This window comes from Corynebacterium incognita (assembly GCF_014217255.1).
GTDB classification, from domain to species: Bacteria; Actinomycetota; Actinomycetes; order Mycobacteriales; family Mycobacteriaceae; genus Corynebacterium; species Corynebacterium incognitum.
In genome coordinates this window covers 2,178,373-2,192,388 of record NZ_CP059404.1, presented here as the reverse complement: position 1 = coordinate 2,192,388, position 14,016 = coordinate 2,178,373, and the positions used below count along the sequence as shown (strand labels likewise).

Annotated in this window: 12 protein-coding genes; 9 read left to right on the top strand and 3 right to left on the bottom strand. The window is 63.6% G+C overall.

What is annotated here, in order from left to right; translation table 11 throughout:
- Window positions 1–477 precede the first annotated feature (477 nt).
- Genes H0194_RS10170 through mobA form a run of 5 tightly spaced genes read left to right on the top strand, consistent with a single transcriptional unit; the run spans window position 478 to window position 6,132 of the window.
- A complete protein-coding gene (locus tag H0194_RS10170; protein WP_185175756.1) occupies window positions 478–2,235 on the top strand; it encodes a long-chain fatty-acid--CoA ligase in 1,758 nt (585 codons plus the stop codon).
- 29 nt (window positions 2,236–2,264) lie between these two features.
- Window positions 2,265–3,413 carry a GTP 3',8-cyclase MoaA gene (gene moaA / locus H0194_RS10165; RefSeq protein WP_185175755.1) on the top strand — a complete coding sequence of 383 codons (1,149 nt, stop codon included), beginning with the start codon at window positions 2,265–2,267 and terminating at the stop codon, window positions 3,411–3,413.
- A gap of 18 nt (window positions 3,414–3,431) precedes the next feature.
- The gene (locus H0194_RS10160; RefSeq protein WP_185175754.1) at window positions 3,432–4,814 is read left to right on the top strand and encodes a molybdopterin molybdotransferase MoeA; all 1,383 of its coding nucleotides are present in this window, start codon (window positions 3,432–3,434) and stop codon (window positions 4,812–4,814) included.
- Entirely contained in the window at window positions 4,811–5,326 is a 516-nt protein-coding gene (gene moaC, locus H0194_RS10155) for a cyclic pyranopterin monophosphate synthase MoaC (protein ID WP_185175753.1), read from the top strand. Before H0194_RS10160 ends, moaC begins: the two co-directional genes overlap by 4 nt.
- A gap of 23 nt (window positions 5,327–5,349) precedes the next feature.
- The gene (mobA, locus tag H0194_RS10150) at window positions 5,350–6,132 is read left to right on the top strand and encodes a molybdenum cofactor guanylyltransferase (RefSeq protein ID WP_185175752.1); all 783 of its coding nucleotides are present in this window, start codon (window positions 5,350–5,352) and stop codon (window positions 6,130–6,132) included.
- Here the strand turns inward: mobA and H0194_RS10145 are convergent.
- The 3 genes from H0194_RS10145 to H0194_RS10135 are packed head-to-tail and all read right to left on the bottom strand — an operon-like array spanning window position 6,122 to window position 9,954.
- The gene (locus H0194_RS10145) at window positions 6,122–7,636 is read right to left on the bottom strand and encodes a multicopper oxidase domain-containing protein (RefSeq protein ID WP_185175751.1); all 1,515 of its coding nucleotides are present in this window, start codon (window positions 7,634–7,636) and stop codon (window positions 6,122–6,124) included. The two genes, mobA and H0194_RS10145, sit on opposite strands and share 11 nt — an antisense overlap.
- A complete protein-coding gene (locus tag H0194_RS10140; protein ID WP_246388917.1) occupies window positions 7,633–8,871 on the bottom strand; it encodes a beta-carotene 15,15'-monooxygenase in 1,239 nt (412 codons plus the stop codon). Before H0194_RS10140 ends, H0194_RS10145 begins: the two co-directional genes overlap by 4 nt.
- 6 nt (window positions 8,872–8,877) lie before the next feature.
- Window positions 8,878–9,954 carry a hypothetical protein gene (locus H0194_RS10135; RefSeq protein WP_246388915.1) on the bottom strand — a complete coding sequence of 359 codons (1,077 nt, stop codon included), beginning with the start codon at window positions 9,952–9,954 and terminating at the stop codon, window positions 8,878–8,880.
- Window positions 9,955–10,083: 129 nt separating this feature from the next.
- Here H0194_RS10135 and H0194_RS10130 point away from each other — a divergent pair, with 129 nt between their 5' ends.
- The 4 genes from H0194_RS10130 to H0194_RS10115 all read left to right on the top strand — a co-directional run bounded on the left by H0194_RS10130 (window position 10,084) and on the right by H0194_RS10115 (window position 14,012).
- Entirely contained in the window at window positions 10,084–10,344 is a 261-nt protein-coding gene (locus tag H0194_RS10130; protein ID WP_185175749.1) for a DUF2249 domain-containing protein, read from the top strand.
- A gap of 160 nt (window positions 10,345–10,504) precedes the next feature.
- A complete protein-coding gene (modA, locus tag H0194_RS10125; RefSeq protein ID WP_281382546.1) occupies window positions 10,505–11,320 on the top strand; it encodes a molybdate ABC transporter substrate-binding protein in 816 nt (271 codons plus the stop codon).
- Window positions 11,313–13,274 (top strand): ATP-binding cassette domain-containing protein, encoded by a 1,962-nt coding sequence (locus H0194_RS10120; RefSeq protein ID WP_185175748.1) that lies wholly within the window; start codon window positions 11,313–11,315, stop codon window positions 13,272–13,274. The genes modA and H0194_RS10120 overlap by 8 nt, the downstream gene beginning before the upstream one ends.
- Window positions 13,275–14,012: a helix-turn-helix transcriptional regulator gene (locus H0194_RS10115; protein WP_185175747.1), complete on the top strand. Its 738-nt coding sequence runs from the start codon at window positions 13,275–13,277 to the stop codon at window positions 14,010–14,012.
- Window positions 14,013–14,016: the final 4 nt, after the last annotated feature.

Below are 14,016 nucleotides of genomic sequence, written 5' to 3'. Positions count from 1 at the left end.
TCCTTTCGTTGCTTAACCAGTCTCCCGCACGCGGGTGTCACGTGTGGTTGTCTCCCCCGGCGCCTGGTTGCGGCGCAGTCAGGAAAGAGTTCGCGTCCGGAAGTTGTCTGCGGTAAAGCCTTATGTGCAGTTAATTGAAAGTTTGTCATCAAGTCCGCCCGCGCCGCCCTTCATCAAGAAGACGAGGCTCCCCCTAGCTTGAGCGACCTAGGCCCTACGGCCGGCACACTCGCGCCACAAGGTACGGCGAAAAAGCGCAGTGATGTAAAAATCTAGCCTCAAAACACGCTTGCCCTCGTCAGGCGAAGCGGATAGGCCCAGAGTTCTGTGCCCTTCCACATGGTTGTCACCCCGGCAACGTAGTCGATTGTGTCGATGTACCGTTCCGTGATGATTGAGGCTTCTACAACTATAACGCATTCACGCATCTGCGCCACATTAGACACCCATTACCTAGCGAGCGCTAAAGTGAGGAGCATGCGTTCCACTATGCAAAACGTCCCCCTCAGCGTTGCTCGGATCCTCGACTACGGCCGTTCCGTCCACGGTTCTACTGCGGTCACCACTTATCATGGCAGCGCGGAGTCTGGGGACGACGCCGAGGTTGTCACCTTTGAAGACATCGGCGCGCGTGCTGCGGCCTTTGCCTACGCATTAGAAGAGGACCTGGGCATCGACGCCGATCAACGGGTGGGGTCCTTTATGTATAACTGCGCCGAACACCTCGAGGTCATGTTCGGTACAGCCTGCAAGGGTGCGGTCTTTACCCCGCTCAATAAGCAACTGATGAATGACCAAATCCGACACATCATCAACCATTCCGGCACCGAGGTCATCGTCGCGGATCCCCGCCTGGCACCACAGCTGGGCGCGGTGCTCGAGGGCGCGGAATGTGTGCGTGCGGTGGCATTTGTAGGGCTTGCCGACGTTGCGGCGTTGGAGCAGGAACTGCCCGAAAACGTCTCGGTGTACTCCTATGAGGCCCTTCTCGATGGTAAGTCCACAATCTATGAGTGGCCGGAGCTGGACGAGAATACTGCAGCGGCCTTGTGCTACTCAACCGGCACCACGGGCGCACCGAAGGGCGTAGCCTATTCACACCGCTCCATTTTTTTGGAGGCTATGCTGCTGCGCGCCACGGACGGGCTGGCCATCACTCACGGCGAAACTTTCTTGTGTTGCATCCCGATTTATCACGTATTGAGCTGGGGCGTTCCCTTCGCGGCCTTCATGACCGGTACGCCCTTGGTGCTCCCAGACGCCGATGTTTCGGCGCCAACGCTGGCCCGCATCGTCGCGGAGTGCCACCCTCGCGTGGCGCACGGCGTGCCCACGCTGTGGATTCAGCTCATGGTGCACTACAACAACAATCCGCCGGAGCGCATGTCACTGCAGGAGATCTACGCCGGCGGCTCCCCCGTGCCGCCCGCGCTCATCAAACTCTGGGAAGAAAAGTTCGGTGTGGACGTCATTCACGTCTGGGGAATGGCCGAGACCTCCACGGTGGGGACCGTCGCCCGCTCGCCTTCCGGCGCAGGCGGCCAGGAGCGGTGGGCCTACCGCATTTCTCAAGGGCGTTTCCCCACTTCGCTGGAATACCGCGTGGTCAACGACGGCAAAGTGGTCCGCTCCAGCGATCGCAACCAAGGTGAAATCCAGGTCCGCGGCAATCTAGTAGCAGGCTCCTACTTCACTACCGAGCGCGCAGATGGCGACGGCCCGGCGGCCACCTTCCGCGGCGAACGAGTGGAAGCCGCCCGCCACAAGTTCACGGAGGACGGCTGGTTACGCACCGGCGACGTCGGCTCCGTGACCGAGGACGGGTTCCTCACCGTCTCCGACCGCGCGCGTGATGTCATCCGTTCCGGCGGCGAGTGGATCTATTCCGTTCAACTCGAAAACCTGGTCATGGAGGCTCCGGAGGTCGTCGAATGCGCAGTCATCGGCTTCCCTGATAAGAAGTGGGGCGAACGCCCGCTTGCGGTCACGGTGCTGCACTCTGGTGTCGATCCTTCCATCTCCACCGCTGAGACCCTCCGAGATCGCCTCCGCGAGTCTCTCCCGAGCTGGATGCTGCCTGAGTACTGGACCTTCGTCAAGTCCATCGACAAAACATCAGTCGGCAAGTTCGATAAGAAGGACTTGCGCAAACACCTCGCCGCGGAGGAATTCAACATCATCCGTCTTGCGGGGCCTGGCGAGCGGCGACGCCTAACGAACTCTCAGAATGATTAATTCCAGTATTTAGTTGTTAAAATGCGAGCATGACTTCTCCGCGCAACTCTCGGCCGATGAATCTGCCTCTGCCTACGGTAGGTGGTCCACGGCCGCAAGGGCTCGCGGATGGCGGGTCCTTGGACACCACCCCACCGGATCTCCCGGCCGCCCACGACGATGGTTCCCGCAGCCTCGTGGACAAGTACGGGCGCGTGGCCCGCGACCTCCGTGTCTCCTTGACCGACCGCTGTAATCTCCGTTGCACTTACTGCATGCCCGCGGAGGGTTTGGACTGGATGCCTACGGAGCAGACACTCTCCGATGAGGAAATGATCCGACTCATCACCATCGCCGTGGAGCGCCTCGGGATCCACCAGGTACGTTTCACCGGCGGCGAGCCACTCCTACGCAAATCCTTGGAAGAGATCATCGCGGCCACCAAGCAACTCACTACGGATGAGGGATGCTCCCCATCTACGGCTCTCACCACCAACGGCCTGGGCTTGGACAAGCGCGCCGGGGCGTTAGCTCAGGCGGGGCTTGACCGCGTCAATATTTCGCTCGACACCATCGACCACGAGCGTTATGCGCGACTAACTCGCCGCGACCGGCTTCACGACGTCCTGGCCGCCATCGACGCTGCCACCGCTGCGGGTCTCACTCCCGTGAAGATCAACGCCGTCGTCATGCCAGGTGTGAATGAGGACGACGTCGCTCCTCTCGCCCACTTCGCTCTCACGAAGGGCGCGCAGCTGCGCTTTATCGAACAGATGCCGCTCGGCCCGCGGGAGCAGTGGCGCCGCGATCAGATGATCACCGCCGACGATATCCTGATGCGCCTCCAACAGCACTTTGAGATGACTCCCGCCCGCGAACCTCGAGGTTCCGCCCCGGCAGCCCTGTGGGATGCGGTAGCCGCGGACGGCACGCACGGCAAGATCGGCATCATCGCTTCGGTATCGTATTCGTTCTGCGGCGACTGCGACCGTACCCGCCTGACCACCGACGGGGCGGTCCGCAACTGCCTGTTTGGCAATTCCGAGACGTCGCTGCGGGACCTGATGCGCGCCGGAGCCACCGACGAGCAGATCATGGAAGCCTGGGCAGGCGAAATGTGGCGCAAGCTCCCGGGCCATGGCATGAACGACGAGGGATTCTTGCAGCCCGATCGGCCGATGTCCGCCATTGGCGGCTAAGGCGCTAACTTATCCCCTATGAGTTCTCCATCCGCTCACCCCGGTGAGCACCGCAGTATCGCCGAGCACCTCACTGCCGTGCATGAGTTGCTTCATGACGCCACGTCGCGGACGCCGCGTTCTACCGAGCGCGCCGCGGTCTCCGCCGCGCTGGCGGGTCGTGTCGTGGCACAAGACGTGTACTCCCAGCTGGCAGTACCCTCTTTCTCACACTCAGCTATGGACGGCTTTCTCGTGCATGCTGCCGACGCCGTGCCTGGTGCAACGCTACCGATCTCGGGCGATGTTCCAGCGGGCGCCGCACCACAATCCGTGCCCGCAGGCACCGCCGTGCGCATCATGACTGGCGCTCCAGTCGGCGACCCCGTCGATCCGGGACTGAGGGTTATCCCCGTGGAAGATACTTCCATTCCTCCGGGGCCGCACCCGCTCCCCGAGTACGTCACCCTTAACTCAGTGAAGAAGGACCGCCCACACATCCGCCACCGCGGGGAGAATCTCGCCGATGGTTCCTTACTACTTCAGCGTGGGCACACGTTGGATCCGGCCGCCATCGCGGCGCTCCTGTCCGCGGGCATCCGCGACGTCGACCTCGCAGCCCCACTGAAGATCGCGGTGGTGTCATCAGGCGATGAACTCGTCCCCTTCGACGCCGAAGGTCTGGCCACGACCACGGCAGGTACGCTAGGCACGCGGCCAGAACAGCTGCCCCCGGGGCACATTCCAGATTCCAACCGCCCGATGCTCGCGGCTCTTGTCGCGCAGGTCGCCGGCCCTGCGGCTGCAGTATCGCAATACCACTGCGCCGATGACACCACCATGGTTGCGAACCTATTGCAGGACCTCGCCGACAACACTGATCTCATCATCACCGCCGGTGGTGTTTCGGCTGGCGCCTTTGATGTCGTTCGTGCCGCGGTCGGGGAACTGGCCTCCGCCCAGCTGGCCACCGCGTGGTTCGGTGAGGTGGCTCAAAAACCCGGCGCGCCGCAGGGTCTCGGTCAGGTAAGAAGCACACCCCTCATGTGCCTGCCGGGAAATCCCGTGGCGGCGTTCGTAGCCTTCCACCTCTACGTCTCCCCGGCACTTCGCCACCTGGCAACGGGAAGTGTTGAACAGCGCGCGTTGCTACGGATGCCCGCTGGTGCTGACTTCCCTGTTCCCCGCCCGGGCAACCGTGACTTGGTTGTGCCCGTAAGGTGGGGGCTCGACGCTGCCGGGCAGGCCCAAGCTATCCCCTACAATGGCCCTCACTTGGGGTCACACTTGGTGGCCTCCTTGCTGGGCACTCGCGGCCTCGTCCGGGTCCCAGCCGGGGCCACCGCGCCTGCCCACGGCGAACTGGTCGAAGTGATCCCATTTTTGTCACCTATCCCCGATACCTGGAGGTTCCCGCAGTGAAGTTCACGCATCTCAACGAAGCTGGCTCTGCCTACATGGTGGACGTGACGGAAAAGAAGCCCACGGTGCGCGCCGCCACCGCCCACGGTGAGGTCTTTTGCTCCCCTGACGTTCTGCAGGCCCTCACTGACGGCACCGTGCCCAAGGGCGACGTGCTAGCTGTCGCGCGCGTGGCGGGAATCGCGGCGGCGAAGAAAGTACCGGAGCTGTTGCCGCTAGCCCATACCATTGGCGTTCATGGCGCAACCGTGGACCTGGAGATTCGTGAGGACCACGTGTTCATTGAGGCCACTGTGCGCACCGCGGATCGCACCGGTGTAGAGATGGAGGCGCTGACGGCGGTGAACGTCGCCGCCCTCGCAATCATTGACATGGTCAAGGGTGTCGACCGCGCAGCATACATCCGGCGCTGCGGCATCGTGGCCAAGTCCGGTGGCCGTTCCGGTGACTGGTCCCGCGAGCTTCCTCGCTTGCGCGCTGACGACGCCATCGCAGAAGACTCGACCAAGTAGAACAGTCGCGAGGAGCACAGACCATGCCAGCGTTGGACAGCCGCAACAACCCCGCTGGGGGATCTCATGGACCACCGTCGACCTCGCTGGGTGTCATCGTGGTGGCCGGAGGCCGGGGCTCCCGGATGGGCGGAGCCAACAAAGCGGCACTGTCGTGGGGAGGACAGTCGTTCCTCCGGGTGTTGTTAAATTACCTCTCGGCTGCTGCCCCCGCCCCTCCTGCCGGCACGAGCGCCCGTACCGGAGCTGGATCCCACATCATCCGTGATGTGGTGGTGGTGAGTTCCCGCGACATCCCCGCAGACTGCACGGAGTGTGCTGGCGCGGCGCACGAAGGCACAGGAGAGCCAACTCGTTACGCCGTGGTGGCCGAAATCCCCGCCTTCTCGGGCCCTCTGGCCGCGATCGCAGCGGGTTCCCAGACCTTGCTGTCGCGACCGGAGAAGCACGACTACATCGCGGTGTTCGCCGTGGACGCTCCCGCCTCCCCGCTGTTGCTCCCGGGATTGACCGCAGCAGTGTCTGGGGATCTAATCGAGGCCCCCTCCAATTCCCCGGCTGACGCCGTTGATGTCGCGTTGGTTGTGGATAGCGAAGGCTTCCGGAACCCTCTGTGCGCGCTATGGCGCGCTGAGGCGCTCCACGCGGCCGTCGACAAGCTTGCCGAGCGCGACGAACTAGTCAACGGCTCCGTCCGCTGGCTGCTGCGGGAACGGCGCATAGCCGAGATACCGGCCACCACGAACGTGCGTGATTTTGATACCCCTGAAGACCTTGCGGGCCAGGCGGGCGCAGCTATTCCGTGACCACGATCTTGCCGTGCTGCCCCTTCTCGGCATTGGTCATGATGTGGTTGACGAAGGTGTACGTGCCAGGCTCATCGAAGGTCATCTCCACGTAGCCACCCTGGGCAGGCAGTAGCGGCAGCACCTGGGCGCCGGTGGTGCCCTTGGCGTTTCCGCCGCCACCATCCTTGACTGTAAAACCGCCCTCGGTGAACACCGTGTCAAAGATTTCGCCGACAACGTGGAAACTCAACGGCTGATCGGGGCCGACGTTCATCACCCAGATTCGAATCGTGTCGCCCACCTGGGCCTTGATGGGACGGTGGTCGTACTGGTTCGGGTAATAGTTAAACGCCATGAGGTCGAACTGGCCATTGGTCACGCGGTTGGGGTCCGCACCCTCTTCCTTGCGGCCCAGGAACATGTCACTGGCGACGAGCGCGTATTCGGCATCGACGTCGGCAAGCTCCAGGTCGGAATCACTCGGGGGATCGATGATGACGGCCCCAGCCATACCGTTGGCGATGTGCAGACTCATGGGCGCGGTCGCACAGTGGTACATCCATATTCCCGAGCGCTTCGCGGTGAATTCGTACACTACTTCCTCGCCCGGCTCGATGGTGGCCATGGGTGCGTCGGGGCTGACCTCGCCCGCGTGAAAGTCCACGGAGTGGCCCATGGTGCCGTCGTTGCGCAAGGTTATCTTGAACTTGTCGCCGACCTTTCCCCGCAACGTTGGCCCCGGCGCTTGTCCGTTGAACAACCACTGGGCTTGTTCGACCCCAGGGGCCACCTCGCGGACTTCTTCGGTGGCCACCCAGGTGTACTCGTGGGTCCTGCCGGTCGGGGCGGGGTTAAGCTTCGGATCGAAAGCCTGGAAGCCCTCCCCGGGGTCCTGCAGGCGCTTCGCGGAATCTGGCACCTCCACGTGCGGGTTAGCGGCGGGAGCCATGGCGTGGTCGTGTCCGCCCGTGGCGCTGCCTGCAACGTTCACAGTGAGCTCCATACCCTGGGTGCGGTGCCCGGCAATGGTGCACCACCCCACCGTGGTTTCATTGAATACCCCGGCATCGAGAGTGACCGTGTCCCCTGCCTTGATTCGCCCGGTTTCAGCACCATTGATCTTGAGGTCATGGGTTTGGTCGCCGCCATTGGTCACCTCCAGAATGAGATGGGTCCCTGGCGCGACCTCAAGGCTGTTAGGGACGAAGGCCATGCCCTCCACGTCGATTTTTTTCGTGACGGTCTCGCCACTTCCAGGCGCACCGCCGGCGGCCCCACCCGCAGCACCGCCTGAACCGCCGTTGCCGCTGCCGTTGCCGCCTCCCAGTGTGGATACGGCAGCCAAAATTACCACCGCCATGATCGCGATGCCGATGAGCAACCACGCCGCCCAGCCACCGGCCTGGGATGCTCCTGCGCTACTGGGCGCCCCTGTCTTCCCACCAGGCGACGTTGACTGCTGCGCGCCGCCGTTATCCTTGTTCGCGCCCGACGGGCCCTGGGGTGACAAAGGAATGCTCATGGTGTGTCCAATCGTTTCTGCTTGTAGACCGCCGCGGCGAGCGCGACGACGTGGCCGAAAAGGCCCATGACAATGAGGATAAACCCCACCCCCAACTGTTCGGTGGGAAGGAGGGTCAGTAGTGCACCGGCATTAATGAGAAGCAGGCGTGCTGGGCCTCCACAGTCCGCGGTCTGTCGGCCGGCCCAGACCTTCTCGGGCCCACCGCCGCGCAAGGTGGGCAGCAAGTGCAACAGCACGCCGGTGATAAGTTGGGCGAGTCCACCACCGAGCAGGGCCGGAGCGAACTCCAACGTGACACGCCGCGGGAAGACGCCCGCAGCCAACATCGCCGCATCGCCCCAGCACAAAGCGATGAGCCAGACGAGCCCCGCGACCACGGACACGGCCGCCGTGCTGCGCCGGGCGCCGGGGGTAAAAACCCCAGCGATGACGGGCTGTGCCACAAGGACAGCGGCGAGGCCCACGAACGCGAGGCCTAAACCGGCAAGAGCCGCGGACTCGGTAACGAGAGCGGCGATAGCGATTGCGAGGCCGAGGCAGTGCACCATCAATGCTCGGCTACAGCGTGCCCGGGCTACTGGAGAAATGGCAGTGCCCGAGAGTGTCGGCAGCAAGGTCACGACGGTGCCCACGACGGTCAACCAGGCAAAGCCCCACACCGTCGCCCGCGAATGCGCGGCAATCAGCGCGGAATACTCCCCCACGCCATGGCCGGCCACGATGGCCAGAACAATTGCCGCGATGAGGAAGCACACCGCCGCGATATAGAACGGCACGGTGACCGCGAAGCTTCCAGACAAAGAGCCCCGTAGCGCGCGCCCGACGACCACCGCTTGCCATAGCGCCGCCACTATAACGAGCACCGCGCCGGCATCAGCGAGCGCGCCCCAGTCAAACCCGGCACGGTCCGCCAACAAAAGCACGAGTCCCCCGTGCACGAGCGCGATCCGCGTGGCCACCCACCGGTAGGGTGCGGCCTTGGTCCTGGTCAGGGCCTCGGTGAAGTGCGTGGAATAGGCAAAAATAGCTGTCGTCACCGCGCCGAGGGTGAGCGAGTGGATGATGTCCCACCACACCACGGCAGCCCCGGCCCGAGCGGCAATGATAAGCCCTGCTGTGACCAGCATCCAACCGCAGGCGACCGCGGCAACGAGGCTGTGCCACCGGCCGCGATCCCGCAACGAGACGTCTGAGACCTGCAAGGAGGATGTCTGCGGTGAAGGTTTGTGCATGTCTGCTCAGGCCTCCTTTCGGGCGTGGCGAATACCGAGGGTGCTAGCAGTGGCAAGGAAACAGATGATGGCGACAACGCCGACAATGCCTCCGGCTTGCCACCCCATTATCGCGCCGCGGGCATCGCCGATAAAACGCACCACGAGGCTTGCCTGCAGAAGCACCAGTGGCACGTAGAGCGCCGGGTGATACGGCACCTTTACTCGCAGGACGGAGGTCACAATGATGGGTGCGTGGGCGAAGATCATGGACATGACGAAGCCAACAAATACAGCGTGGACCGCGACGTCGTAGGTCAGGCCACCCGCCGCATGGCCGAAGGCGACCCACACCACCCCGGCGAGTACCAGCCACAGATAGCCTGCCAGCATACAAGCCGCCGAGTATCGCGGCAGGCCGGAACTATGGACGAGACGACGCGCGACATCGACCCGTGCCGTGACGACCGCGACCGCCAAGAGCGCTACGCCCATGAGGACATATCCAATGGCCGGGCTCTCCAAGAAAACAAGTGCTGCCAACGCCAGGGCATACACCGCAACAGTGATGTGAACCTCGGCGCTGCTCCCAGCCACCGTGAGGCGCGCGAGTTCCATGCGTTCGCCGATGATGGTAGCCACGACGTACAACACTGCTAGCGGCATCGCGGTGGCAAAGCTGAAGCCCACACCCCAGAGCACCGCGGCGCTCACCCCGCCAACAACGCCGGTGGCCTGCACCAAGATGGACAACGTCGCTTGTCTGCGATAGATGGTGGTGTATATGGCACCGAGCACCACAAAGCTCAGCGCAAAGAAGAAGGCAGGCGCGGTGGTGGGAGCGCCCGCCAGCAGCGTCAGGACCCCCAAGACATGGAACACCGGGCCGGCCCAGGCCCACGAAGCGCGCACCGCCACGGTGCGTTCAAGACCAATGGCGCCGCCAACGAAGCCGAACACCATGAGGGGACCATGGTCGGCAGCAAGCCGAGCTGGTACGGGGGCGACGTCCAGGAGGCCGAGCGCGGCGACGAGTCCTGCGACCAACCCCACACCGGCGGCGACGAGGAACGCGAACCGGGGCACCCTAGAATTGTTTTCCACGACTTTCATCGTACTAATAATTGTTCTAGGGTGGAAGTCGCCACCGACGCCCAGGCACCCGCCGCAGCGCCAGCGGTGACAAGAGCTACAACCCGCTTTCGTCTAGTCCCGTTGATTGAAGGAGAACTCGTGCAACTTCCCATCTCTGACGCCCACTCTGCTGGCGACATCCCCGTCCTCAACGCCTCGGAGATTCCGCACGCGGTCCGCCACGGCGCCATCCACGGCGCGCTGGACACCCGAAACGTCGGCGAATCCATGATCCTCATCGCCCCACACAACCCAGTCCCACTCCTCAAGGAAGTAGAAGACCGCGAAGAAACCTTCGAGCTCGAATACCTCAAAGAGGATCCTCAAGACTTCCACATCAAGTTCACGCGCACGGCTTAAAATTCACACCCACTACCTCACTGCTCCCGCCAGCCCCGGCACACCACGTGACAATTCCCCTTTGAAGGCCGCCGACGCCCCACGGGTAGGATGAACGCAGTCTCATGCGCTGGAGTCTCATGAGCTGGAAAACGGTGAAGAAAGGACGGTCGCGGAGCCTGTGAAAATCCATCCCCCTCGTCTAGCTCGCGCGCGAGCCTTGGCTGCATGCGGGGCCGCCGTGTTCGCAGGCGCCGCCTTGTGCAGTTGCCTGCCCGGCCCCCCAGGCGAGGATGTATCCGGAAGCCCTCGCGGGGCGTCGGAAGGCTCTGCGACTGTCCCCCTCACCATCGCTGGGGCTTCCTCAACCAGGGTGCTGAACGACGCCCTGTCCGAGCGCGCCGCCGCTCAGACCCCGCCACTACACCTGGATTTCAACAACGCCGGTTCCTCCACCTTGGTCCAGCAGCTTGCCGACGGTGCCCCCGCTGACGTCCTCCTCACTGCCTCGCGCGCGACTATGGACCAAGCAGTCAAGGACGGCACCGTGACCGCACCAGTAGAACTGGCCTCCAACCACATGGTGATGGTGGTTCCCCGCGGCAACCCGGCCGGGATTATTTCGGTCGCCGATCTCAGTACACAGCACGCATTCGTTGCGTGCGATCCCCAGGTCCCGTGCGGGGACACCACTGCCACGCTCAGTGCACGCAACCACCTGACACTGGACGCAGATTCCTTGGAGCACCAGGTCGCCGATGTACTCGGCAAGGTAGCCTCAGGCGAAGCCGACGCCGGATGGGTGTATTCCACCGATGCCGCCGCGGCTGGAGAGAGCGTTGAGGTCATTGATATCCCCGGCGCACACGAATTTTCTAACGCAATCATGGGTGCAGTAACGACCTCCTCTGCCCACCCCGAGGAGGCACAGACACTGCTCACCCTCATCGACACAGACTTTAACGCCGAATGGAAGCGCCACGGTTTCGATGACTAAGCCATCCGCGGCGACACTGCAACCCCGCCCCCACCGCGCGCCGTGGCCGCTGATTCTCGTTGCTGTGGCCGCGGTGTGTTACATCCTCGGGCCCATGGTGGCCCTGTTGACGCGGGTGCCATGGGGCAGGCTTGGCGACGCCCTGTCTTCCGCTGACACCGCGTCCCTGTTGCGGGTGAGCCTGTGGTCCTCGGTGGAAGCCACAGCGATGACGGTGCTGCTCGGTGTCCCCCTGGCGCTGTGCTTGCAGTACTTGCGTCGCGGCGCACTGATTGCCCGCGGCTTAGTCTTGCTCCCCTTGGCCATGCCCCCGGTCGTAGCAGGCCTCGCACTCACCGCGGCGGTAGGACGCCAAGGGCTCGCGCAGCCTATCCTCGATCTATTCGGTATTCAGCTGGCCTTCGCTTTCCCCGGCGTCGTCGCCTCCCATGTCTTCGTGTGCCTGCCCTTCGTGGTGGTCACAGTCGACTCAGCGCTACGCCACCTAGACGGTGAAATATCCGCGTCCGCGCGCAGCGTCGGTATGAGCGACGAAACGATCGTCCGGCGTATCACGCTGCCGACCATCGCGCCGGCACTCGCCACGGGCGCCGGGTTAGCCTTCGCTCGCTCCTTAGGGGAATTCGGTACGACCCTCACGTTCGCCGGTTCCATGCCCGGAGTCACACGCACTATGCCGCTGGGTATTTACCTCATCCGCGAGGTGGATCAAGAGGCCGCCTACGCGCTGTCTGCGTTGCTAATTGGTTTGGCAATCGCTTGTCTCGCCGTGGCCAGCATTCCTGCTCTGCTGCGGCGCTCCCCTGAGCCCCGCCCACGGACCATTCACCCGCTGGATGCCGAGGCTTTGGAGCGGCTCACCACCCCCCGCGGCTCCGCGATGGCGATAGATGTCCAGACGGCCGGCGCGCCTTTACGCTTTTCTTCCGGTCACACCACGACCGTCGTGGGGCCAAACGGGTCCGGAAAAACCACGCTCATGAAAGCCATCGCCGGGCGTATTCGTGGACCCGAGGTCAGCTACGGCGACGCGGGGACATCCGTGGACGCTGTACCGGCTCCTGGCATGGTAGTCATGCTTACACAGAACCCAGGCCTGCCGCCGCGCGCCTCCGCCGCGCAGGCGATCACCATGGTTACTCGCTCCGCCGCGCGGACTCACGAGCTGCTTGAAGCGGCGGGTCTGCAGGAACTGGCAGATGTGCGCGTGCCTGCGCTGTCCGGCGGCCAGGCTGCCCAGATCGCACTGGTGCGGGCACTGGCAGCTCGCCCTCGCGTGCTCATCCTGGACGAGCCACTCTCGGCCATTGATGCTTCTTCGGCCGCGCGATGGCGGCGCCTGCTCCGCGCGGGCGCCCACACGCGAACCACGCTGCTGGTAACGCACGACGCCACAGACATCCACGCCCTTGCCGACGAGGTAGCCACTATGGAACACGGTCGCGTCGTCTCCATCGTGCCGGCTGCTGAGTTTCGCGATGCCCCTCCGACCGCTTTTGCCGCCGGGCTCGTCGGGCACAACGTCATCAGCGGAGCGGTGCTAGCGGTGAAGGATGCCGCCGAAGCCACCACGGCTAACGGTGCAACGTGCCGACGCCGTGCCGTCACTCTGGGGTTGCGCGGAGGCGCCGCACCGAACCTGAATCTCACTGGCTACACCATCGATTCGGGGATTCAGGCCGGCGATGTGGCGTGGGCTAGCTTCACGCCCCACGCCGTCCACCCTGTAGATACCGCCGCGCTGAGCGCTACCAGCGAGCACAACCTCATCCGGGGCACCGTCGTAGCCATCGAGGACTTGGGCGCGCAGGCAAAAGTAACGCTCGAGTGTGGTGAGTACGACATCACAGTGTTGTTATCACCACACGATTTCTCCAATTTTTCCCAGTTATTTGGTACTACAATTGATTGTCAGCTCATGCCTTATAACCTGCGCGTCGAAAGGAGCCAATGAATGGCTACTCAACATTCCGCGCCCCGCGCTGCAGCGGAACTCTTCCCGGAATCCCTCACGCTTTCACCGAAGCAACGAGAGGTGCTCAATACCCTACAAACGTTCCCGGAAGGCGCCCGCGCCGCCGACGTTGCGGCCAAGCTAGGCATGCATGTCAATACCGCCCGCGGACACCTAGACGAACTTGTAGCGCACGACGCCGTGCGCGTCGTGACCGCCCCAGCGAAGGGCCGCGGCCGCCCGTCTCTGATTTTCCAAGTGCGCGTGCCGGACAATCGCTCCATCGCAGAAGAATACGTCACGCTCATCGAGGTCCTGGCCGGCATGGTGGCGTCGCGGGATGATCTCAGCTCCGCCGACCTGAATATGGCCCGGGAGATCGGCACAAAGTGGGCACGCACAATGAAACTCTACGGAGAAGACCTGGCGAACTCGGGCAGCGTGCTCGCACCGGTCTTCCGCCGCTTACGCGACATGGGCTTTGACCCCACAGTCCAGCCCGACACACCTTCGGGCGAGTCCCAGGTGGACCTCAATGCCTGCCCTTTCACCACGGCGTCTGCCCAGCCCTCGCCCTTCATCTGTGCAGTGCACGACGGCTTCCTCCAAGAGGCCATGCGTTCTCACACCGACGGCAAGACCTCGTTGACGCTTATCCCTCGTTCCGGCCCAGGCACCTGCGCTGTTCGCCTAGCACCGGCGGGTGAAGAACGAGACGCATCCACGCCAAGCGCCTAAAAGT

Coding starts and splice junctions, on each gene's coding strand:
- H0194_RS10170 (WP_185175756.1), top strand. CDS start 478: ATGCGTTCCACTATGCAAAACGTCCCCCTCAGCGTTGCTCGGATCCTC.
- moaA (WP_185175755.1), top strand. CDS start 2,265: ATGACTTCTCCGCGCAACTCTCGGCCGATGAATCTGCCTCTGCCTACG.
- H0194_RS10160 (WP_185175754.1), top strand. CDS start 3,432: ATGAGTTCTCCATCCGCTCACCCCGGTGAGCACCGCAGTATCGCCGAG.
- mobA (WP_185175752.1), top strand. CDS start 5,350: ATGCCAGCGTTGGACAGCCGCAACAACCCCGCTGGGGGATCTCATGGA.
- H0194_RS10145 (WP_185175751.1), bottom strand. CDS start 7,636: ATGAGCATTCCTTTGTCACCCCAGGGCCCGTCGGGCGCGAACAAGGAT.
- H0194_RS10140 (WP_246388917.1), bottom strand. CDS start 8,871: ATGCACAAACCTTCACCGCAGACATCCTCCTTGCAGGTCTCAGACGTC.
- H0194_RS10120 (WP_185175748.1), top strand. CDS start 11,313: ATGACTAAGCCATCCGCGGCGACACTGCAACCCCGCCCCCACCGCGCG.
- H0194_RS10115 (WP_185175747.1), top strand. CDS start 13,275: ATGGCTACTCAACATTCCGCGCCCCGCGCTGCAGCGGAACTCTTCCCG.